Genomic DNA, 21,243 nt, shown 5'->3' on the forward strand with positions numbered 1-21,243 from the left:
GCGCTGGCGATGAGACAAATCCGAACCGTCACGTTGCGACGACGTGAAATGTCATCGCGACGTAACATAAGACCGCTGCAATATTTGCGTCATAGGCTCCCACAGCGAACCCTCGCGTGCATAAACGCATCCTGATCGTCGAAGACGAAGCCTCGATCCGCGACATGGTCGCCTTCGCACTGCGCAAGGCCGGCATGGACGCGATCCATGCCGCCGACGCGCGCGCGGCCCAACTGGCCATCGCGGAACAAGTACCCGACCTGATCCTGCTGGACTGGATGCTGCCCGGCACCAGCGGCCTGGACCTGGCCCGCCGCCTGCGCAAGGAAGAACTGAGCCGCGAGGTCCCGATCATCATGCTCACCGCCCGCGGCGAGGAGATGGATCGCGTCAACGGTCTGGAGGCCGGCGTCGACGACTACGTGGTCAAGCCCTTCTCCACCCGCGAGCTGGTGGCCCGCATCAAGGCGGTGCTGCGGCGCAGCCAGGGCGACGACGGTTCGGGCATGGTGGAGCTGGGCGGCCTGCGCATCGACGGTCCGGCCCACCGCGTGTTCGCGGGCGAGGACGCGGTGGCCATCGGCCCTACCGAATACCGCCTGCTGTATTTCTTCATGACCCATCCCGAGCGCGTCTATTCGCGTGCGCAGCTGCTCGACCATGTGTGGGGTGGCAGCGTGTACGTGGAAGAGCGCACCGTGGACGTGCACATCCGCCGCCTGCGCAAGACGCTGGAACCATGGAAGCTCGACGACATGGTGCAGACCGTGCGCGGCGCCGGATACCGCTTCTCGGCCAGCGTCTGACGCTATTGCGGGAGCGCCGGCTTTTGCCGATGCTGGCACACCGCCAGCACCGGCGCCGCTGATCTCCGCCCCATGCCCAAGACCTTCGACCACTGGAAGCTGCCGGCCGCCCTCGCCGCCGGGCTGCTTGCCGGTGGAGCCGCCGGCTGGCTTGCCGGGGGCCGCGTGGCGGCCGGCGTGGCGCTGGTGGCCCTCGCCGAAATCGTCTTGCTGCTGACCCGAATCCGTCATCAAGCACGGCACATGATGACGTTCAGCCCCTCGGCGCAATCCCTCAAGCATGACCGTTTCATGACGCGTTCCCGTCGCATTGCCTCCAGTCTGCGCGATCTGCGCAGTGCCGCCGGCAGCCTGCCGGACGCGGTCGTGCTGCTCGACAACGAGCAGCATGTCCGCTGGTTCAACCACGCCGCCGAGGACCTGCTCGGCCTGCGCCGTCCGCAGGATCGCGGCGCCCACCTCGACGAACGCCTCAGCACCACCGAACTCGCCGGCTGGCTGAAGGAAGGCGCCCACGAGCCGCTCAACGACGTGGCCGCGCCCGGCCATCCGAACCGCCACATCAACGTGACGCTGCTGCCGTTCGGCCGGCGCCAGCGTCTGCTGCTGGCGCGCGACATCAGCCATCTCACGCGGCTGGAACAGATCCGCCGCGACTTCGTGGCCAACGTCTCGCACGAGCTGCGCACTCCGCTCACGGTCATCCACGGCTACCTCGAGCTGATCGACCCGGAGGACGTGCCCGAGCTTGCCCCGGTACTCAACGAGATGCGCGCGCAGTCCAAGCGCATGGGCCAGATCGTGGAGGACCTGCTTACCCTTTCGCGCCTGGAAACGCAGGAGCACGTGCAGGACGAGCGCGTGCAGATGACACCGCTGCTCGCCACCATCCGCAAGGAGGCCGAGGCGCTCAGCCAGGGCCGCCACCACATCGCCATCGAAGCCACGGCCGACGTCGACCTGCTCGGCTCGGTCAAGGACTTGCACAGCGCGCTGTCCAACCTGGTGAGCAACGCAGTGCGCTACACGCCCACCGGCGGGCGCATCACCATCCGCTGGCGGCGCACGCCGGAAGGCGCGGTGTACTCGGTCACCGATACCGGCTACGGCATCCCCGCCTCCCACCTGGCGCGCCTGACCGAGCGCTTCTACCGCGTCTCGTCCAGCCGCTCGCGCGAGAGTGGCGGCACCGGCCTGGGACTGTCCATCGTCAAGCACGTGCTGAACCTGCACCAGGCGCGGCTGGAGATCCAGAGCGAGCCGGGCCAAGGTTCCACCTTCTCCTGCTGGTTCGGCAACGAGCGGCTGCTGGCGCAAGGCGCCAGCGACCCGGAGTGAGCTCTCCCGTCCCATCGTCGCCCGCAGCTGAACGGTCCCGCCACACTACGCGGCGGTGCGCCATGTAACGCATCGCCGCATGGGACAGAATGGCGGGATGCGCCGCAAACCCGCCACCCCTTCGCCCATCGCCGACCGTGCCGCTCCCGAGCTCTACTTCAGCCGCGAGCTGGCCGCGCTCGAATTCAACTTCCGCGTGCTGGCGCAGGCACGGGATACGCGCATCCCCCTGCTGGAACGGCTGCGCTACCTGAGCATCGTGGCCAACAACCTCGACGAGTTCTTCGAGGTGCGCGTAGCCATGCTCAAGCATCACCACATGTTCGGCTCCGCCGCCCCCGGGCCCGACGGGCTGTCCTCCGGCGAGCTGCTCAAGCGCATCCGCAAGCGCGTGCTGGACCTGGTGACCGAGCAGTACCAGACCTGGCAGGCCGAACTGCGGCCTGCGCTGGACGCCGAAGGCATCCATTTCCTCACCCGTGGGCACTGGACCGACCGGCAACGGCGCTGGCTGCAGGGCTACTTCGAGAACGAGGTGATGCCGGTACTGTCGCCGCTGGGACTGGACCCCGCGCATCCCTTCCCGCGCATCCTCAACAAGACGCTGAACATCGCGGTGGTGCTGAAGGGGCGCGACGCCTTCGGCCGCGAGGGCCACATGGCGCTGGTGCGCGCGCCGCGCTCGCTGCCGCGCATCATCCGGCTGCCCGACGAGGTCTGCGGCGAGGGCGTGCACTACATCTTCCTGGCCGAGCTGCTGCAGGGCTTCGTCGATCTGATGTTCCCCGGCTTCAAGGTGGCCGGCGCCTACCAGTTCCGCGTCACCCGCAACAGCGAGCTGATGGTGGAAGAGGCGGAGGTCGAGAACCTGGCCCGCGCGCTCAGCGAGGAACTGCTGGGACGCGGCTACGCGCGCCCGGTGCGGCTGGAAGTCGGCAACGACTGCCCCAAGGCCATCGCGCAGATGCTGGTGGCCAATTTCGAGCTGGAGGAAACGGACGTCTATCGCTGCGACGGCCCGGTCAACATCATCCGCGCCGGCACCATCTACGACAGCCTCGACCGCCCGGAGCTGAAGTTTCCCCGCTTCATCCCCCAGCTGCCGGCCATCTTCAAGGACGCCCGCTGCAAGTTCGAGGTGCTGCGCCAGCGCGACGTGCTGCTGCACCATCCCTACGAATCCTTCACCGCCGTGGTCGACCTGCTGCGCCAGGCCGCGCAGGATCCGGCGGTGCTGGCGATCAAGCAGACGCTGTACCGCGCCGGCGCCGACACCCCGCTGGTGGACCTGCTGGTGGAGGCCGCGCGCAACGGCAAGGACGTCACCGTGGTGATCGAGCTGCGCGCCCGCTTCGACGAGGAGGCCAACATCCGCCTGGCCACGCGCCTGCAGGAGGCCGGCGTGCAGGTGGTGTATGGCGTGGTGGGCTACAAGACGCACGCCAAGATGCTGCTGATCGTGCGGCGCGAAGACGACGCGCTGCGACGCTATGTGCACCTGTCCACCGGCAATTACCACCAGGCCAACAGCCGCACCTACACCGACATCGGCCTGATGACCGCCCACCCCGGCATCGGCGAGGACCTGCACAAGGTGTTCCAGCAGTTGTCCGGGCTGGGACCGGTGATCGAGCTGCAATACCTGCTGCACTCGCCGTTCACGCTCTACCGCGGCGTGCTGGACAGGATCGAGCGCGAGACCGCCCATGCCGAGGCCGGCAAGCCCGCGCGCATCGTGGCCAAGCTCAACGCGCTCAACGAGGCGCACGTGATCCAGGCGCTGTACCGCGCCTCGCAGGCGGGCGTGGAGATCGACCTGATCGTGCGCGGCGCCTGCACCCTGCGTCCCGGCCTGCCGGGCGTATCCGAACGCATCCGCGTGCGTTCCATCGTGGGGCGCTTCCTGGAGCACAGTCGCGTCTACTGGTTCGCCAACGACGGCGCGCCGGAACTCTTCTGCGCCAGCGCCGACTGGATGGAACGCAACCTGATGCGCCGAATCGAGGTGGCCTTCCCCATTCTCGATGCCGCGCTGGCCCAGCGCGTCTACGACGAGACGCTGGCCAATTACCTGGCCGACAACACCGATGCCTGGCTGCTCGACGGCAAAGGCCACTACACGCGCACCGAACCGGGCGACCGGCCGCCGCACAGCGCGCAGCAGTGGCTGCTGGCGAAGCTGGTGAGGTAAGGAAGGCGCGCTGCGATGACCGCTCGGGCTTGCGCCCCCGCTACCCATCGCCCATCTCCCTTCGCGCTCCTCGCATGCGAGAATCCACATCTTGCAGCCCCATACGAGCCCCGCATGAGCCAAGGCGATCCCACCCCGATCAAGGACGGCGAACTGATCGCCGCCGTGGACATGGGCTCCAACAGCTACCACATGGTGGTGGCGCGGGTGGAACACGGCGAACCGCGCGTGATCGACCGCCTGCGCGAAACCGTGCGCATGGCCGCCGGCCTGCGCGCCGACGGCACGCTGGATGCCGAGCACCGCGCCCGCGCACTGAACTGCCTGGCCCGCTTCGGCCAGCGCATCGCCGGGGTGCCCTCGATCCGCGTGCGCGCCGTGGCCACCAACACGGTGCGCCGGCTGGCCTCGCCGCAGGCCTTCCTCACCGCCGCGGAGGCGTCGCTGGGGCATCCGGTGGAAATCGTCTCCGGCCGCGAGGAAGGCCGCCTGATCTTCCTGGGCGCCTCGCACGACCTGCCCGCCTCGCGCGAAAGCCGGCTGGTGATCGACGTGGGCGGCGGCAGCACCGAGTTCATCATCGGCCGCGGCTTCGCCCCGATGCACACCGAGAGCATACAGGCCGGCTGCATCGCCTCCACCATGCGCTTCTTTCCCGGCGGCAAGCTCAACCGCAAGCGCTGGCAGCGCGCCAACAACGAGATCGGCGTGCTGCTGCAGCAGTTCGCCGAGGATTACCGCGAGTCCGGCTGGGTCGAGGCCTACGGTTCCTCCGGCACCGCCAAGGCCATCGGCTCGGTGGTGCAGGCGATGAAGCTTTCCGACGACGGCATCACGCCCGCCTCGCTGGCCTCGCTGCGCGACGCGCTGCTGGCGCAGGGCCAGATCGACTCGCTGAAGCTGCCCGGGCTGGCCGAGGACCGCGCGCCGGTGATCGCCGGCGGCGTGGCGATCTTCGAGGCCGCCTTCGAGGCGCTGGGCATCGAGCGCCTGCGCGTGTGCCAGAGCTCGATGCGCGAAGGCCTGCTGTGGGACCTGATCGGCCGTGCCGGCGGCACCGACCCGCGCACCGCCAGCATCGACGCGCTGGCCAACCGCTATGGCGTGGACCGCGCCCAGGCACGCCGCGTGGAGTCGACCGCGCTGATCCTGTTCGACCAAGTCGCCCGCCCCTGGAAGCTCGACGCCGAGGCGCGCGAATGGCTGTCCTGGGCGGCACGCGTGCACGAGATCGGCCTGGCCATCGCGCACAGCCAGCACCATCACCATGGCGCCTACATCCTGCGCCACGCCGACCTGGCCGGTTTCTCGCGGCAGGAGCAGCAACTGCTGGCCGCCATCGTGGAAGCCCACCGGCGCAAACCCGACAAGGCCATTTTCTCGTCCCTGCCGCAGCGCTACCGCCAGTTGGCCCGCTACATCACCGCCCTGCTGCGCCTGGCCGTGCTGTTCCGCCGGGCGCGCCGGGCCGAGTCGCTGCCGCCGATGCAGTTGGCCGCCACCAGCCACCGCCTGCGCCTGACGCTGCCCGCCGCCTGGCTGGACCAGCACCCGCTCAGCGAAGCCGACCTCGAACAGGAGCAGGCGCCGATGAACGAACTGGGCCTGCAGTTGGAAGTCCATCCCTCCTGACCGCGCCGTGATCGAATCCCGGCCGCCTGGCCACAGCGCGGCGCCCGCCGCGTATGATGCCCCGATGCCACACACCGCCCGACTCGCCATGTCCCGATTCCTGCTTGCCGCGCTCCTGCTGATCTCGCCGTTCGCGCTCGCCGCGCAGACCGCCAAGCCGGCCGCCCCTGCCGCCGAGGCGCATCCGCAAGTGGTGCTGCATACCTCGCAAGGCGACATCACCCTCGAGCTGTTTCCCGACAAGGCGCCCAAGAGCGTCGCCAACTTCTTGCAGTACGCGCGCGAGGGCTTCTACAGCGGCACTGTGTTCCACCGCGCCATCCAGGGCTACCTGGTGCAGGGCGGCCTCTACACGCGCGACCTGCAGGCCAAACGCACCCATTCGGCCATTCCCAGCGAGGCGGACAATGGCCTCTCCAACGTGCGCGGCACCGTCGCGGTAGCACGCGGCGCCGACCCCAACTCAGGCACGGCGCAGTTCTTCTTCAACCTGGTGGACAACCGCCGCCTCGACTTCGTGGGCAACCAGAGCGGCCTCACCTGGGGCTATGCGGTATTCGGCAAGGTGGTGAAGGGCATGGACGTGGTGGACAAGATCGCCGCCCTGCCCACGCGCGGCCTCGGCCCGTTCGCCGGCGACGTGCCCAATCCGCTGGTGGTGATCGACAGCGCCAGCGTGGTCGGCGAGGAAAGCCCCGAGCAGCCGGCCGCCGCCTCCGAGGAAAAGCCGGCCAAGAGCGAGAAGCCCGCCGCCAAGGGCAAAGGCAAGGGCTGAGCCTCGATGGCCACGCTGTTCATCGCTGACCTGCACCTGGACGACAGCCGCCCGCGCATCACCCGTTTGTTCGAGGATTTCCTCGCCGGCGGGGAAGCCCGCGGCGCCGATGCGCTCTACATCCTCGGCGACCTGGTCGAGGCCTGGATCGGCGACGACGACGACGCCGAGCTGCCCGCTCGCATCGCCGACGCCACCCGTGCGCTGCGCGAGGGCGGCGTGCCGGTGTACTTCATGGTCGGCAACCGCGACTTCCTGCTGGGCGAGGACTTCGCGCGGCACGCGGGCCTCACCCTGCTGGACGACGGCACCGTGCACGAACTGTACGGCCGCCCTACCCTGCTGATGCACGGCGACGTGCTGTGCACCGACGACCTCGCCTACCAGGCCGTGCGCCGGCAAGTGCGCACCCCCGAATGGAAGGCCCAGGTCCTGTCCATGCCGCTGCCGGCCCGGCGTGCCCTTGCCGCCAAGGCGCGCGAGGACAGCCGGGCGCACACCGGCAGCGCCATGGAGTCGATCATGGACGTCAACGCCGGCGCCGTGGCGGACGCCATGCGCCAGGCGGGCGTCACGCGGTTGATCCATGGGCATACCCACCGTCCCGCCATCCATCGTTTCGAACTGAACGGCCAACTGGCCGAGCGCATCGTGCTGGGCGACTGGTACGAGCAGGGTTCGGTGCTGCGGGTAACGCCCGAGGGTGTCGAGTTGCGCGGGTTGGCGTTGTCGTAAGCGTTGATAGTTTCGGTGGAATTGCCCTAACACGAATGCCCAAGGGCTTCGTCAGGAAGATTTGCGCCAGCGTGACGCGTGGGATTGCTCGGCCCATCCATGGGCCTCACCCTTCCGCGCTGCGCGCTCCAGGGCCAGCCTGCGGCTGTCCAAATTCGCTCCAGGCGAATTTGTCGAACCCAGAGGGTTCGTCCACCCTCTCTCTCCGCCAGATACGCAAAACGCCCCGAGAGGGGCGTTGTCAGGAAGGTTTGCGCCAACGTGACGCGTGGGATTGCTCGGCCCATCCATGGGCCTCACCCTTCCGCGCTGCGCGCTCCAGGGCCAGCCTGCGGCTGTCCAAATTCGCTCCAGGCGAATTTGTCGAACCCAGAGGGTTCGTCCACCCTCTCTCTCCGCCAGATACGCAAAACGCCCCTCTCGGGGCGTTTTGCGTATCTGGCGGAGAGAGAGGGATTCGAACCCTCGATAAGGCTTTTGACCCTATACTCCCTTAGCAGGGGAGCCCCTTCGGCCTCTCGGGCATCTCTCCGGATTTCGTCCGCATCGCTGCGGAGCCGGCAAGGATACTGACCGGCGGGCTCGAGGTAAAGCGTTTCTTGCTTGTCAGTGTTCGCCAGCGTCGCCGGAGGCACTGCCGTCCGGCTCGTGCTCGTTCTTGATCCGCTGATAGATCTCTTCGCGATGCACGGCAACATCCTTGGGCGCATTGATGCCAATACGCACTTGGTTGCCTTTTACGCCCAGGACGGTGACGGTCACCTCGTCACCGATCATCAAGGTTTCACCGACCCGGCGGGTCAGAATCAACATGTTTGCCACTCCATGAATACTATGGTCATAGGCCAACAGACGGTTATGCCTCACCCCTGAGCTTCACCGTCTGGACAGTTCGACGATAACAACCGCCGAAGGCCCTACCGCCTTCCCCGGTTCACAGACATGGCACCCCCTGTAGATGCCATGTCGAGCGACACCGGCGCAACCATCGGTGTCGGCAGTGGGTCGATACTAGCCGAGCGTCCGATGGCAGCGCAATGCGTAAACGGCAACGGAGTCTGATCGGTTGACCTCACTTACGAAGCCAGGCGTTCGCCGATCCAACCTGTCAGTCCGTTCAGGATGCCTGGCAATTCAGCGCTGTCGGCGCCGCCGCCCTGGGCCATGTCGGGACGACCCCCGCCCTTGCCGTCGATCTGGCCCGCCACGTGGCTCACCACGTCACCGGCCTTGATCCGGCCCAGTGCCTTGCCGTTCACGCCGGCCACCAGCGATACGCGGCCCTCGGCGGCGCCCGCCAACAGGATCACGCAGTCGACCAGTTGCTGCTTAAGCTGGTCCATGCTGTCGCGCAGGGCCTTGGCGTCCAGGCCTTCCAGGCGGGCCGCCACCACCTTGATGCCGTCGATCGCCTGCGCCGTGGAAGCGAGGTCGGCCGTGGCCGAGCCCGCGGCCTTGGCGCGCAGCGACTCCAGCTCGCGTTCGAGCTTCTTCTGCTTGTCGAACAACTGGCGCAGCTTCTCCACCGCATCGTCGCCGCTGGAGGACAACAACTGCGAGAACTCGCCCAGGCGCCGCTCTTCGTCGGCGACGTAGGCCAGCGCGCCGGCGCCGGTGACCGCCTCGATGCGGCGCACGCCAGAAGCCACGCCGGCCTCGCTGACGATCTTGAACAGGCCGATGTCGCCGGTGCGGCCAACGTGGGTGCCGCCGCACAGCTCGGTGGAGAAATCGCCCATCCTGAGCACGCGCACTTCGTCGCCGTACTTCTCGCCGAACAGCGCCATCGCGCCGAACGCGATGGCGTCGTCGTAGGCCATGTGGCGCACCTCGGCCGGCGCGTTGCGGCGCACCTCGGCGTTGACCAGGTTCTCGACCTCGCGCAGCTCGTCCGCACTGAGCGGCTTGAAGTGCGAGAAGTCGAAGCGCAGGCGCTCGGGAGCCACCAGCGAGCCCTTCTGCGTGACGTGCTCGCCCAGCACCTTGCGCAGCGCGGCGTGCAACAGGTGCGTGGCCGAGTGGTTGAGCACGATGGCCTGGCGACGCGCGGCATTCACCTCGGCATCGACCGCGTCGCCCACGCGCAACGGCTGCGCACCGTTCCAGCGGCCGGCATGGCCGAAGAACACACCGCCCATCTTGAGCGTGTCGCTCACATCGAAATGGCCCGCGCTATTGGACAGTGTACCGGTATCGCCCACCTGGCCGCCGGACTCGGCGTAGAACGGCGTGCGGTCGAGGATGACCAGGCCTTCCTCGCCCTGCCCCAGCTCATCGAACTGCTTGCCGCCGCGGACGATGCCGACCACCTTGCTGCGCTCGCTCCGCAAGGCCTCGTAGCCGAGGAACGCGGTGGGCTGCAGCTGGCTGGCCAGCTCCGCCGGCATCTGGCCCTTGGCCTCGAAGCGGCTGGCGGCGCGTGCGCGCTCGCGCTGCTCGTTCATGGCCTGCTCGAAGCCGTCCATGTCCACCGTGAGGCCGCGCTCGCGCGCGATGTCGGCGGTGAGGTCCACCGGGAAGCCATAGGTGTCGTACAGGCGGAAGGCGTCGGCGCCGGGAATGGTCTGGCCCGACTTGGCCGCCACCTCGTCGAACACGCGCATGCCGTGCTCCAGCGTTTCGCCGAAGCGCTGTTCCTCGGTGCGCAGCGCCTCTTCCACGAAGCCCTGCTTCTGCGCCAGCTCGGGATAGGCCAGGCCCATCTCTTCCACCAGCGGCTGCACCATCTTCCAGAAGAAGTCGCCGCGCACGCCCAGCATCCAGCCATGCCGCAGGGCACGGCGGATGATGCGGCGGAGCACGTAGCCGCGCCCCTCGTTGGAGGGCAGCACGCCATCCACGATCAGGAACGAGCAGGCGCGGATATGGTCGGCGATCACGCGCAGCGACTTATTGGCGAGATCCTGGGTGCCGGTCAGTTCGGCCGCGACGCGAATCAGGTGCTGGAACAGGTCGATCTCGTAGTTGGAATGCACGTGCTGCAATACGGCGGCCAGGCGCTCCAGGCCCATGCCGGTATCCACGCATGGTGCCGGCAGCGGCGACAGCGTGCCGTCGGGCGCACGGTCGAACTGCATGAACACCAGGTTCCAGATCTCGATGTAGCGGTCGCCGTCCTCGTCGGGCGAGCCCGGCGGGCCGCCGGCGATCCCCGGGCCATGGTCGTAGAAGATCTCCGTGCACGGACCGCACGGGCCAGTGTCGGCCATCTGCCAGAAGTTGTCGGAAGCGAACGGCGCGCCCTTGTTGTCGCCGATGCGCACGATGCGCTCGGCCGGCACGCCCACTTCCTTGTGCCAGATGTCGTAGGCCTCGTCGTCGGTGTGGTAGACGGTGACCCACAGCTTTTCGCTGGGCAGCTTGAGGACGCCGGTCAGCAGCTCCCACGCGTAGGTGATGGCGTCGCGCTTGAAATAGTCGCCGAACGACCAGTTGCCCAGCATCTCGAAGAAGGTGTGGTGGCGCGCGGTGTAGCCCACCGAGTCCAGGTCATTGTGCTTGCCGCCGGCGCGCAGGCAGCGCTGCACGTCGGCCGCGCGCGTGTACGGCAGCTTCTCGCTGCCCAGGAACACATTCTTGAACTGCACCATGCCCGAGTTGGTGAACAGCAGCGTGGGGTCGCTGGCCGGCACCAGGGAACTGGACGGCACGATGGTGTGCCCTTTGGAGCGGAAATAGTCGAGGAAGGTCGAGCGGATGTCGGCGGTTTTCATGCGGCTGGGGAAGACCTGGCGGATAGGTCACGCCCGGGAAACGCCGCCGGAACGGCGCTTACCCGCCCCGTGAACCGGGGAGGTCAGGCATCTTCGTCGGCTGCGTCGTCCACGTCGGCGTGGGTAACATTCCGTACTGTGGCGGCGGGAAAGCCGCGACGCAAGAGAAATTGCGCCCGGCGGGCCTTTTCCGCGGGATCGGCGGCCCCCGCGGCGCCATAGCGGCGATGCAGCTGGGCGGCCGCGGCCGCCGCCCAGTCCACCCCGGCGGCGTCCAGCACGACGCGGATGCGGGCATCGGACAGCCCATGGTTCTTCAGCTCGGCCCGCAGGCGCATGGGCCCGTAGCCCTGGGACACCCGGCTGCGCACCAGCATCTCGGCGAAACGGTCGTCGTCCTGGTAGTGCTGCTCGCCAAGCCGGTCGAGCGCCTCGCCGGCCTCCCCGCCCTCGTAGCCGCCCTGCCTGAGCTTGCGCCCCAGCTCGCGCCGGGAGTGATCCCGGCGCGCCAGCAGGCCCAGCGCCTTGTCGTAGGCGCTGGGCCTGGCCTTCTTCTTGCCATCGTCGGCGTCGGAACGGCGTTTCATGATGCGACCGGGCTGGGGCCGCGCGGCCTCAGATTTCTTCCATCGCCTCTTCGGAGACCGGGGTGCCCTTGCCGCCGGCGGTGAGCAGGCGGGCGCGCAGCTCGCCATCGATCTCGTTGGCGATGGCCGGGTTGTCGCGCAGGAACTGGCGCACGTTCTCCTTGCCCTGGCCGATGCGGTCGCCCTTGTAGCTGTACCAGGCGCCGGACTTGTCGATCAGATTCTGCGCCACGCCCAGCTCGATGATCTCGCCCTCGCGCGAGGAACCCTCGCCGTACAGGATCTCGAACTCGGCCTGGCGGAACGGCGGCGCCACCTTGTTCTTGACCACCTTGACGCGGGTCTCCGAGCCGATGACCTCCTCGCCCTTCTTTACCGCGCCGATGCGGCGGATGTCCAGGCGCACCGAGGCGTAGAACTTCAGCGCGTTGCCGCCGGTGGTGGTCTCGGGGTTGCCGAACATCACGCCGATCTTCATGCGGATCTGGTTGATGAAGATCACCAGGCAGTTGGACTTCTTGATGTTGGCGGTGAGCTTGCGCAGCGCCTGACTCATCAGGCGGGCATGCAGACCGACGTGGGAGTCGCCCATCTCGCCCTCGATTTCGGCCTTGGGCGTGAGCGCGGCCACCGAGTCGACCACCACCACGTCCACCGCGCCCGAGCGCACCAGCATGTCGGCGATTTCCAGCGCCTGCTCGCCGGTGTCCGGCTGCGAGACCAGCAGGTCGTCCACGTTGACGCCCAGCTTGGCGGCGTAGGTCGGGTCCAGCGCATGCTCGGCATCGACGAAGGCCGCGGTGCCGCCGTTCTTCTGGCAGTTGGCGATGACCTGCAGGGTCAGCGTGGTCTTGCCCGAGGATTCCGGACCGTAGATTTCCACGACGCGGCCGCGCGGCAGGCCGCCGACGCCCAGTGCGATGTCCAGGCCCAGCGAGCCGGTGGACACGGTGTCGATGGCGTCGTCGGTGCGATCACCCAGGCGCATGACGGCGCCCTTGCCGAACTGCTTCTCGATCTGGCCGAGGGCCGAGGTGAGCGCCTTGCGCTTGTTGTCATCCATCGTTTGAATCCTGGGTGGCAGTGAATGGAGGCATGATGCCCGCGACTGGTCTCACGGGCTGCGATCTGGGAATGGACAAGTATCCCACACCCGTCAAGCGGGCCTGGACAGATTTGCCGACTCAATCGGTCAGGGTCTGGAGCACGCCGCTGAGCGCCGCCGCCACGCTCTGGCGCCGCACCGCCTCGCGGTCGCCGCCGAAGTGGAACAGGCGGGCGTGGGCGTAGCCGCCGCGCCGCTTCCAGCCGATCCACACCGTGCCCACCGGCTTGTCCGGGGTGCCGCCGCTGGGGCCGGCGATACCGGTGACCGCCACCGCCACGCCAGCGCCGAAGCGGGCCAGCGCCCCGGAGACCATCTCCAGCGCGGTTTCCTCGCTGACCGCGCCGGTGCGCTGCAGCGTATGCGGATTCACGCCCAGCAGCGCCTGCTTGGCTTCGTAGCTGTAGGTGACCACGCCGGCGTCGAACCAGGCCGAGCTGCCGGGCAGGTCGGTCAGCGTCTTGGCGATCCAGCCGCCGGTGCACGACTCGGCCGTGACCAGCATCAGCCGATGCCGCTGTACGCTTTCGGCCACCTGCTCGGCCAGTGCGCGCAACTGCGCATCCGTGGGAAAGGACGACTCCAAGGGACACTCCTGCCTGGCAGGCGGGCACCGCACCCGCATGAGTCGTCCGTTCTACCCGTTCCTCGCGCCCGCGCCAAGGGTCCGCCAGCCTTGCCCGGCGGATAGCGCCTACCTCCGGCGCGGCCTATGGGCCGTCCGACACCATGCCGCCCTGCGCCCGGACGATCTCCAGCAGGTCGCCCAGCTCCCACGCGTTCCGCGCATAGATGGACACGAAGTCGGGCCAGCGCGCGCTGCCGCGCACGAACCGTTCGCTCGCCTCGTCGTAGCCGTCGACGAAGTAATGCCCGCGCTCCCTCTCCACCCGGAACAGGCCCAGGTTGGTGGACACCTCGGCCAGGAAATCCCCGAAGGACTTCTCGATGCGCGGCAGCAACCGGATCGACTGGACGGACAGGCCGGCGTGGGCGAACTGGTCTTCGATGTATTGCTCCACGTACATAAGCGCCCCTTGAGGCCAACGGGTGGGATGGGATGCAGGCCGGTTTCCGGGCAACGCATGGCGGCGGCGGACGGACGTCGGGTGCCCGGCGTGGCGAAGCGGGATGGCGAAACGAAACACCTCTCGGGCATGGCCTACTGCACAAACAGATCCAGCCTAGGCATGCAACGCCACCGGTTCTGTCAGTGAATGCCTGCGCTTGATGCAAGAACAATCCTCACCGCCCCGTTCGCGCGATCATGCTCTCGCCGCAAACGCGCGACGGTGTCGCAGGCGACCTATCTCTCGACACAACGCCGGCTGCATTTGCCGCACGGCCCATGGCTGCGGCAACGGCTTTCGCCTACCATCTGCCCACGCAAAATCTCCCGGCCGACGGCCCCGGAGCGCTGCCTCTCAGCCGTAGCGCCACCGGATACCACGCGTGGCCTGGCTCCTTCTGAACGCGAATCGACATCCCTACATGGCCGAAATCAGCAGCGACCACACGCCCCTCATGCGGCAGTACCTGACTGCCAAGGCCGAACACCCCGACGTGCTGCTGTTCTTCCGCATGGGGGATTTCTACGAGCTGTTCTACGACGACGCGCGCAAGGCGGCGCGGCTGCTGGACATCACGCTGACCCAGCGCGGCCAGTCGGCGGGGCAGCCGATCCCGATGGCGGGCGTGCCTTATCACGCGGTGGAGAACTACCTGGCCAGGCTGGTGCGGCTGGGCGAGTCGGTGGCGATCTGCGAGCAGATCGGCGACCCCAACGGCAAGGGGCCGATGGAGCGCAAGGTGGTGCGCATCGTCACTCCCGGCACCATCACCGACGAGGCACTGCTGGAAGAGCGCCGCGACAACCTGCTGCTGGCCATCGCCGCCGGTGCGCACGGCGCCTACGGCCTGGCCTGGGTGGACCTGGCCAGCGGCCGCTTCCTGCTCAGCGAGGTGCCCGGCGCGGAGGCGCTGGCCTCGGAGCTGGCACGCCTGCAACCGGCCGAGACATTGGTGGGCGAGGACGTGGCCTGGCCGAAGCTCGTCAGTTCCCTGCCCGGCCTGCGCAAGCGGCCGCCGTGGCACTTCGACGGCGACGCCGCGCGGCGCGAACTCAACCGCTTCTTCGGCACGCGCGACCTCGGCGGCTTCGGCGTGGACAAGCTGCCGCTGGCCATCGCCGCCGCCGGCTGCCTGCTCGGCTACGTGGAGGAAACGCAGAAGAGCGCGTTGCCGCACTTGTCTGGCATGGCGATCGAAAGCGCAGGCGACACCATCGCGCTCGACGCGGCCACGCGCCGCAACCTGGAGCTGGACACGCACCCCAGCGGCCGCACCGAACATACCTTGCTCGGCGTGCTCGACGAATCGGTGACGCCGATGGGCGCTCGCCTGCTGCGCCGCTGGCTCAACCGCCCGCTGCGCTCGCGCGAGCTGCTGCGCGGCCGCCACCAGGCCATCGGCACGCTGATCGACAACCGCCAGTACGAAGCGCTGCGCGAGCAGTTGCGCGGCATCGGCGACCTGGAGCGCATCCTGGCCCGCGTGGCACTGCGCTCGGCGCGCCCGCGCGACCTCTCCACGCTGCGCGACGGCCTGGCGGCCGCGCCCCTGCTGCGAACCCTGATCGCTCCGTTGGACAGCCCGCTGCTGCATTCGCTGGTGGAACGCATCGGCGACCATGCCGACACCGCCGCCCTGCTCGCCCGTGCGGTGGTGCCGCAGCCGCCGGTGCTGCAGCGCGACGGCGGCGTGATCGCCGATGGCTACGACGCCGAGCTGGACGAGCTGCGACGGCTCGCCACGCATGCCGACCAGTTCCTGGTGGAGCTGGAGGAACGCGAGAAGGCCGCCAGCGGCATCGCCACGCTCAAAGTCGGCTACAACCGCGTGCACGGCTACTACATCGAGATCAGCAAGGGCCAGGCCGACAAGGCGCCCACCCACTACACGCGCCGCCAGACCACCAAGAACGCCGAGCGCTACATCACTGAGGAACTGAAGACCTTCGAGGACAAGGTGCTCTCGGCCAAGGAGCGCTCGCTGATGCGCGAGCGCGCACTGTACGAGGCGCTGCTCGATGCGCTGATCGAGCGGCTGGAGCCGCTCAAGCACGCCGCCTCGGCCATGGCCGAGCTGGACGTGCTGGCCACCCTGGCCGAGCGCGCGTCCACACTGGACTGGAGCGCGCCCGAACTCACCGACGAGCCGGGCATCGCCATCGAGCGCGGCCGCCATCCGGTGGTGGAGAAGGTGCGCGACGAGCCGTTCGAGCCCAACGACCTGGTACTGGACGACCATCGCCGCATGCTGGTGATCACCGGCCCGAACATGGGCGGCAAATCCACCTACATGCGCCAGAACGCGCTGATCGTGCTGCTCGCGCATATCGGCAGCTACGTGCCGGCCGCGCGCGCGGCGATCGGGCCGATCGACCGCATCTTCACCCGCATCGGCGCGGGCGACGACCTCTCGCGCGGCCAGTCCACCTTCATGGTGGAGATGAGCGAGACGGCCAACATCCTGCACAACGCCACCGAGCACAGCCTGGTGCTGATGGACGAGGTGGGCCGTGGCACCAGCACCTACGACGGCCTCGCGCTGGCGCGCGCCGCTGCCGTGCACCTGGCCGCCAGCAGCCGCTCGTACACGCTGTTCGCCACCCACTACTTCGAGCTGACCGAGCTGGCCAGCGAATACCCGTCCATTGCCAACGTGCACCTGGACGCGGTGGAGTACGGCGAGCAGCTGGTGTTCATGCACGCGGTGAAGGAAGGCCCGGCCAACCGCAGCTTCGGCCTGCAGGTAGCGGCGCTGGCCGGCCTGCCGAAGCCGGTGATCGCCGACGCGCGGCGCACCCTGGCCGAGCTGGAGCGAGGCATGTACCAGCAGGCCTCCGCCGCGCCGGGCAAGGCGCCGGCCGTGGAGTCGCCGCAACTGGGGCTGTTCGCCCCGGCGCCGTCCGCCGTGGAGCGCGCCCTGGAAGGTATCGATCCGGATGCGCTCTCGCCGCGCGAGGCCCTGGAAGCCCTCTACCGGCTCAAGGCATTGGCCTGAGGCAAGACGAAGCCCCGCGACTGACGGGGCTTCCGCTTCTTCCCCGGCCGGATCGCGTCAGTGCGGGTATTCAGACCGCCGCGCGTTGCCGATGGCCTCCAGCACCTCAGGTGGCAGGTGGTCCAGGTCGAGCACGACCTTGCCCGAGTGCACCGTGCGGACGCCGCGGGCCGGTATCACAAAGTCGCCCGCGTTCTCGATGTAGACCAGCAGCGCATTCTCGTCGGGCAACAGGCGGCGCACCGAGCCGATGCCATCCTCGCCATCGGCGACGAACACCAGGGCGCCTTCCTCGATCGACTCGGCCATGGGGTATTTCTCCCTATGCGGATGGGTTGGGCATCGTCGACAAGCGGGCGTCTGGCCGGCGTGAAGCCCGCGTCAACCTGCACTTTTCCATCACAAGCCCATCACCGGGGGCAGAGCGAAGCTTTACCGGTTCTCCACCGACCCTCGACACATTCATAGACCACATCTATGAGTTACATCAAAACAATGAAATTCCGCCTATGGAAGCGTCTACGTATAGTCCCAGGCAAGCCAGCCATCGCCAGCCAATCCCGCCCGCAAGGAGCACGCCATGAGCACCGACCGCAAGACCCTCACCACCGCCTCCGGCGCGCCAGTAGCCGACAACCAGAACAGCCTCACCGCCGGTCCCCGTGGCCCGCTGCTGGTGCAGGATCACCAGTTGTTCGAGAAGCACGCCCATTTCAACCGCGAACGCATTCCCGAGCGCGTGGTACACGCCAAGGGCTCGGCCGCCTTCGGCACGTTGACCATCACCCATGACATCACCCGGTACACCCGCGCCAAGGTGTTCGAGCCGGGCAGCAAGACGCCCCTGCTGTTGCGCTTCTCCACCGTGGCCGGCGAGCGCGGCGCGGCGGATGCCGAGCGCGACGTGCGCGGCTTCGCCATCAAGTTCTACACCGCCGAAGGCAACTGGGACCTGGTCGGCAACAACACCCCGGTGTTCTTCGTGCGCGACCCGTACAAGTTCCCCGACTTCATCCACACGCAGAAGCGCGACCCGCGCACCAACATGCGCAGCAACACCGCGATGTGGGATTTCTGGTCGCTTTCGCCCGAGTCGCTGCACCAGGTCACTACCCTGATGAGCGACCGCGGCCTGCCCGCCAGCCTGCGTCACATGCACGGCTTCGGCAGCCATACCTACAGCTTCTGGAACGACCAGGGCGAGCGCTACTGGGTGAAGTTCCACTTCAAGACCCAGCAAGGCATCAAGAACTGGACCAATGCCGAGGCGGCCAAGGTGATCGGCGAGGACCGCGAATCGCACCAGCGCGACCTGTACGAGGCGATCGAGCGCAAGGACTTCCCGAAGTGGACCCTGTACGTGCAGATCATGCCGGAGCAGGACGCCGAAAAGACCCCGTACAACCCGTTCGATCTCACCAAGGTATGGCCGCACAAGGATTACCCGCTGATCGAGGTGGGCGTGCTGGAACTCAACAAGAACCCGGACAACTATTTCGCCGAGGTCGAGCAGGCCAGCTTCTCGCCCGCCAACGTGGTGCCGGGCATCAGCCACAGCCCGGACAAGATGCTGCAGTTCCGTATCTTCTCCTATGCCGACGCGGCGCGTTACCGCCTCGGCGCCAACCACGAATCGCTGGAAGTCAATCGCCCGCGCTGCCCGGTGCACAACTACTACCGCGACGGCCAGATGCGCTTCGACGGCAATGGCGGCGGCAGCGTCAACTACGAGCCGAACTCCTTCAACGGGCCGTTCGAGGACAAGTCGGCCAAGGAGCCGCCGCTCAGGATCTCCGGCGAGGCCGACCGCTACGACCACCGCGAAGGCAATGACGACTACAGCCAGGCCGGCGCCCTGTTCCGGCTGATGGACGCCGGGCAGAAGCAGCAATTGTTCGACAATATCGCCGCGGCCATGCAGGGCGTGCCGGAGGAAATCATCCGCCGCCAGCTCGGCCACTTCAGCAAGGCCGATCCGGCCTACGGCGAAGGCGTGGCCAAGGCATTGGGCCTCAATATCGAACCGCTGCGCGCTGCGGGTTGATGCGGGATGAAAGCGAGGGCGGCCACCCCTGCGGGTGGCCGCCCTTCTTCATGCCGGCACGAGGGAATGCCGGCATGCGCTCACGCGGCCAGTTCGGGCACGTCCCGGTTTTCCGATGGCTCGGCAGTGGCATTGGCCAGCATGGCCGGGATGGTTTCCGCCGGCACCGGCAGGCTGACCACCTTGGCCGCCTCGCGCATCGGCAGGCGACCGAGCCGGACCAGCCGGTCGATGCTGCGCGCCACCTCGGCCTGGCCGAACGGCTTGCGGATGAAATCGTCGGCGCCGAAGCGCTGCACGTAGAACTGCTCGGTGGCCTGCTGGTTGCCGCTGATCATCACGATCGGGATGTGCCGCGTGGCCGGATCGTGGCGCAGCGAGCGCAGCACCGCGAAGCCGTTGATGCCCGGCAGCACGATGTCCAGGAAGATCAGTGCCGGCGGCTCGGCTCGCGCGAGTTCCAGCGCGCTTTCCCCATCGCCCGCCCGGATCACCTGGTAGCCATCCACTTCGAGCATGCGCCCCAGCACCGCGCGGATCGTGGCCGAATCGTCCACGACCAGCACGCGCGCGCCATGCGCCGCCTTGCGCACCACCTGGGCCGCGCGGGCCTGCGCCACGCCGCCGAACCATCGCTTGAGGAATGCCAAGCTCACCATCGTCGATCCCCGCATCGCTACGCGGAAGGCCGCTCCCTGCGGCTTTCCCAGATGCAAGATGCTCCCGCAGAACGACGATACGTTCTGCGATGGCCGACTCACATGGAATCCTTAAGCCGTCGCAATTCCCGACGCGCCTGCTTGTCCGGGCGTCCCGGCGGGGCCATCGCCCCTACCAGCTTGCGCTGGGCCTTCGCCGCCTCGCGCGCGGCAAGGCTGGCCTCGCTCTCCCGGTAGAGCGCCTGCGCCACGCTGGCGGGGCCGCGCTGTTCCGACAGGCCGAGCACCTCGACCTCCAACCGTTCCTCGCCGCGGCCGATGCGCAGCACGTCGCCGATGCGCACCATCTTGGATGGCTTGCAGCCGGCGTCGTTGAGATCGACCTTGCCGCCGTCGATGGCCTGCTTGGCCAGGCTGCGGGTCTTGAAGAAGCGCGCGGCCCAGAGCCACACGTCGGCACGCACGGCGGCCGGCTGGGAAGAAGAGGGGGATGACATGCCCCCTATTGTCCACCAACCCGCCATCGCCATTGTAGGAGCGCACCCAGTGCGCGACCGCAGTGCGCGGAACGCTGGTCGCGCACTGGGTGCGCTCCTACAGGGGATGTCCCTCAACCGACCAGCAGGAGATTGCCCAGCGGCACAGTGGCGAGCGACAGCACGATGCCGGCGCCCAGGATGGTATTGGCCAGCGAAGGCTCCAGCTTGTGCTCATCGGCCAGGATCGCCGCCGAGATCATCGGCGCCATCGCCGCCTGCAACACGCCCACAGTCAGGGTGAGTCCCTGCACACCGAAGGCGCGGCCCAGCAGCCAGGCGGCCAACGGCGCCAGCGCCAGTTTCCAACCGAGGCCAGCCACCAGCGCGGCAAGCTGCCGCTCGCCAAGATGGAACTTGAACTGCAGGCCGACGGAGAACAGTGCCAGCGGCGTGAGGGTGGCGCCGATGGGCATGAACACGCCATCCAGCGCGGAGGGCCAACCGCCCAGCGCACCCGCCATGCCGCCCACCACCAACGCGAGAAAGGAAGGAAAGGTCAGGATGCGTCGTACGATCGCCTTCGGCTGGGGCGACTTGCCCGCGTACCACGCGGCCACCGCCACGCCGGCCGAGGACAGCAGCGGAAAGCAGCCCAACTGGTCCGCCACCACCGCCAGCGCAAGCCCTTCCTTGCCGTGCAGGGCCTGCATCATGGGATAGCCCATGAACGAGGTATTGCCCAGGCCGCACACCAGGACCAGCGCACCGATGCGCCCGCGCGACCAGCCCAGCGCGCGGCCGAGCAGCGCAAACAACACCCAGGCGCCGAAGAACACCGCCCACATCGCCGCCACGGGAAACCATAGCTGCGCATCGACCTTCACCTTCGGCACCAGCGCCAGCACCAGCGCCGGCAGCGCGATATTGATCACCCACCAGTTGATGCCGTGCACGATGCCAGCGGGCGGCCTGGCGTAGCGCGCCACCAGCGCGCCCAGCAACAGGCAGACGAACAGCAGCAGCAAGGCGCTCATGGATGCCCCAGGCAAAGAAACGGCCGCAGTATAGCGGCCGTCCTCGGAAGCCCCGAGAGGCCTCCAACTACAGCGCCGGA

Annotated in this window: 18 protein-coding genes and 1 tRNA gene; 8 read left to right on the forward strand and 11 right to left on the reverse strand. The window is 68.0% G+C overall.

What is annotated here, in order from left to right:
* Positions 1-116: 116 nt before the first annotated feature.
* The 6 genes from phoB (at position 117) to lpxH (ending at position 7,477) form a co-directional block, all read left to right on the forward strand.
* On the forward strand, positions 117-806 hold the full coding sequence (phoB, locus tag MJ605_RS10335) for a phosphate regulon transcriptional regulator PhoB (protein ID WP_243041440.1): 690 nt from the start codon (positions 117-119) through the stop codon (positions 804-806).
* A 72-nt stretch (positions 807-878) separates the two neighbouring features.
* Positions 879-2,144, forward strand: a complete 1,266-nt coding sequence (gene phoR / locus MJ605_RS10340; RefSeq protein WP_425601000.1) for a phosphate regulon sensor histidine kinase PhoR — start codon at positions 879-881, stop codon at positions 2,142-2,144.
* A gap of 97 nt (positions 2,145-2,241) precedes the next feature.
* Entirely contained in the window at positions 2,242-4,335 is a 2,094-nt protein-coding gene (gene ppk1 / locus MJ605_RS10345; RefSeq protein WP_243041441.1) for a polyphosphate kinase 1, read from the forward strand.
* Positions 4,336-4,449: 114 nt separating this feature from the next.
* Positions 4,450-5,967 carry a Ppx/GppA phosphatase family protein gene (locus MJ605_RS10350; RefSeq protein WP_243041442.1) on the forward strand — a complete coding sequence of 506 codons (1,518 nt, stop codon included), beginning with the start codon at positions 4,450-4,452 and terminating at the stop codon, positions 5,965-5,967.
* Between the two features lie 88 nt (positions 5,968-6,055).
* Complete coding sequence (locus MJ605_RS10355; RefSeq protein ID WP_243041443.1) at positions 6,056-6,742, forward strand: peptidylprolyl isomerase; 687 nt, start codon at positions 6,056-6,058, stop codon at positions 6,740-6,742.
* A gap of 6 nt (positions 6,743-6,748) precedes the next feature.
* The gene (lpxH, locus tag MJ605_RS10360; protein ID WP_243041444.1) at positions 6,749-7,477 is read left to right on the forward strand and encodes a UDP-2,3-diacylglucosamine diphosphatase; all 729 of its coding nucleotides are present in this window, start codon (positions 6,749-6,751) and stop codon (positions 7,475-7,477) included.
* A 439-nt stretch (positions 7,478-7,916) separates the two neighbouring features.
* Here the strand turns inward: lpxH and MJ605_RS10365 are convergent.
* The 7 genes from MJ605_RS10365 to MJ605_RS10395 form a co-directional block, all read right to left on the reverse strand.
* Positions 7,917-8,009 (reverse strand) — tRNA-Ser (locus MJ605_RS10365).
* 74 nt (positions 8,010-8,083) lie between these two features.
* Positions 8,084-8,290, reverse strand: a complete 207-nt coding sequence (gene csrA / locus MJ605_RS10370) for a carbon storage regulator CsrA (RefSeq protein ID WP_243041445.1) — start codon at positions 8,288-8,290, stop codon at positions 8,084-8,086.
* A 263-nt stretch (positions 8,291-8,553) separates the two neighbouring features.
* Complete coding sequence (gene alaS, locus MJ605_RS10375; protein ID WP_243041446.1) at positions 8,554-11,190, reverse strand: alanine--tRNA ligase; 2,637 nt, start codon at positions 11,188-11,190, stop codon at positions 8,554-8,556.
* An 83-nt stretch (positions 11,191-11,273) separates the two neighbouring features.
* Entirely contained in the window at positions 11,274-11,777 is a 504-nt protein-coding gene (locus MJ605_RS10380; RefSeq protein ID WP_243041447.1) for a regulatory protein RecX, read from the reverse strand.
* 28 nt (positions 11,778-11,805) lie between these two features.
* On the reverse strand, positions 11,806-12,840 hold the full coding sequence (gene recA, locus MJ605_RS10385; RefSeq protein ID WP_243041448.1) for a recombinase RecA: 1,035 nt from the start codon (positions 12,838-12,840) through the stop codon (positions 11,806-11,808).
* 121 nt (positions 12,841-12,961) lie between these two features.
* Positions 12,962-13,468: a CinA family protein gene (locus MJ605_RS10390; RefSeq protein ID WP_243041449.1), complete on the reverse strand. Its 507-nt coding sequence runs from the start codon at positions 13,466-13,468 to the stop codon at positions 12,962-12,964.
* Positions 13,469-13,592: 124 nt separating this feature from the next.
* Positions 13,593-13,910, reverse strand: a complete 318-nt coding sequence (locus MJ605_RS10395; protein WP_243041450.1) for a hypothetical protein — start codon at positions 13,908-13,910, stop codon at positions 13,593-13,595.
* A gap of 463 nt (positions 13,911-14,373) precedes the next feature.
* On the opposite strand from MJ605_RS10395, the gene mutS reads away from it, so the two are divergent.
* On the forward strand, positions 14,374-16,947 hold the full coding sequence (gene mutS / locus MJ605_RS10400) for a DNA mismatch repair protein MutS (protein ID WP_243041451.1): 2,574 nt from the start codon (positions 14,374-14,376) through the stop codon (positions 16,945-16,947).
* Between the two features lie 57 nt (positions 16,948-17,004).
* On the opposite strand, the gene MJ605_RS10405 is transcribed toward mutS, so the two are convergent.
* Positions 17,005-17,256 carry a hypothetical protein gene (locus tag MJ605_RS10405; protein WP_243041452.1) on the reverse strand — a complete coding sequence of 84 codons (252 nt, stop codon included), beginning with the start codon at positions 17,254-17,256 and terminating at the stop codon, positions 17,005-17,007.
* A 271-nt stretch (positions 17,257-17,527) separates the two neighbouring features.
* Between MJ605_RS10405 and MJ605_RS10410 the strand changes: the two genes are divergently transcribed.
* Complete coding sequence (locus tag MJ605_RS10410) at positions 17,528-18,991, forward strand: catalase (protein ID WP_243041453.1); 1,464 nt, start codon at positions 17,528-17,530, stop codon at positions 18,989-18,991.
* Between the two features lie 80 nt (positions 18,992-19,071).
* On the opposite strand, the gene MJ605_RS10415 is transcribed toward MJ605_RS10410, so the two are convergent.
* From MJ605_RS10415 to MJ605_RS10425, 3 genes are all read right to left on the reverse strand, one after another.
* Entirely contained in the window at positions 19,072-19,650 is a 579-nt protein-coding gene (locus MJ605_RS10415) for a response regulator (RefSeq protein WP_243041454.1), read from the reverse strand.
* A 98-nt stretch (positions 19,651-19,748) separates the two neighbouring features.
* Positions 19,749-20,147, reverse strand: a complete 399-nt coding sequence (locus tag MJ605_RS10420) for an RNA-binding S4 domain-containing protein (protein ID WP_243041455.1) — start codon at positions 20,145-20,147, stop codon at positions 19,749-19,751.
* A gap of 113 nt (positions 20,148-20,260) precedes the next feature.
* A complete protein-coding gene (locus tag MJ605_RS10425) occupies positions 20,261-21,163 on the reverse strand; it encodes an AEC family transporter (RefSeq protein ID WP_243041456.1) in 903 nt (300 codons plus the stop codon).
* Positions 21,164-21,243: the final 80 nt, after the last annotated feature.

The sequence above is a fragment of the Dyella sedimenti genome (assembly GCF_022760995.1).
GTDB lineage: Bacteria > Pseudomonadota > Gammaproteobacteria > Xanthomonadales > Rhodanobacteraceae > Dyella > Dyella sedimenti.

What these genes read in the sequence shown, in the direction of transcription:
- MJ605_RS10380 (WP_243041447.1), bottom strand. Translation starts at nt 11,777, where the DNA reads ATGAAACGCCGTTCCGACGCCGACGATGGCAAGAAGAAGGCCAGGCCC.
- MJ605_RS10355 (WP_243041443.1), top strand. Translation starts at nt 6,056, where the DNA reads ATGTCCCGATTCCTGCTTGCCGCGCTCCTGCTGATCTCGCCGTTCGCG.
- recA (WP_243041448.1), bottom strand. Translation starts at nt 12,840, where the DNA reads ATGGATGACAACAAGCGCAAGGCGCTCACCTCGGCCCTCGGCCAGATC.
- MJ605_RS10425 (WP_243041456.1), bottom strand. Translation starts at nt 21,163, where the DNA reads ATGAGCGCCTTGCTGCTGCTGTTCGTCTGCCTGTTGCTGGGCGCGCTG.
- MJ605_RS10350 (WP_243041442.1), top strand. Translation starts at nt 4,450, where the DNA reads ATGAGCCAAGGCGATCCCACCCCGATCAAGGACGGCGAACTGATCGCC.
- MJ605_RS10415 (WP_243041454.1), bottom strand. Translation starts at nt 19,650, where the DNA reads ATGGTGAGCTTGGCATTCCTCAAGCGATGGTTCGGCGGCGTGGCGCAG.
- csrA (WP_243041445.1), bottom strand. Translation starts at nt 8,290, where the DNA reads ATGTTGATTCTGACCCGCCGGGTCGGTGAAACCTTGATGATCGGTGAC.
- MJ605_RS10420 (WP_243041455.1), bottom strand. Translation starts at nt 20,147, where the DNA reads ATGTCATCCCCCTCTTCTTCCCAGCCGGCCGCCGTGCGTGCCGACGTG.
- phoR (WP_425601000.1), top strand. Translation starts at nt 879, where the DNA reads ATGCCCAAGACCTTCGACCACTGGAAGCTGCCGGCCGCCCTCGCCGCC.
- MJ605_RS10395 (WP_243041450.1), bottom strand. Translation starts at nt 13,910, where the DNA reads ATGTACGTGGAGCAATACATCGAAGACCAGTTCGCCCACGCCGGCCTG.
- mutS (WP_243041451.1), top strand. Translation starts at nt 14,374, where the DNA reads ATGGCCGAAATCAGCAGCGACCACACGCCCCTCATGCGGCAGTACCTG.
- ppk1 (WP_243041441.1), top strand. Translation starts at nt 2,242, where the DNA reads ATGCGCCGCAAACCCGCCACCCCTTCGCCCATCGCCGACCGTGCCGCT.
- MJ605_RS10405 (WP_243041452.1), bottom strand. Translation starts at nt 17,256, where the DNA reads ATGGCCGAGTCGATCGAGGAAGGCGCCCTGGTGTTCGTCGCCGATGGC.
- MJ605_RS10410 (WP_243041453.1), top strand. Translation starts at nt 17,528, where the DNA reads ATGAGCACCGACCGCAAGACCCTCACCACCGCCTCCGGCGCGCCAGTA.
- lpxH (WP_243041444.1), top strand. Translation starts at nt 6,749, where the DNA reads ATGGCCACGCTGTTCATCGCTGACCTGCACCTGGACGACAGCCGCCCG.
- alaS (WP_243041446.1), bottom strand. Translation starts at nt 11,190, where the DNA reads ATGAAAACCGCCGACATCCGCTCGACCTTCCTCGACTATTTCCGCTCC.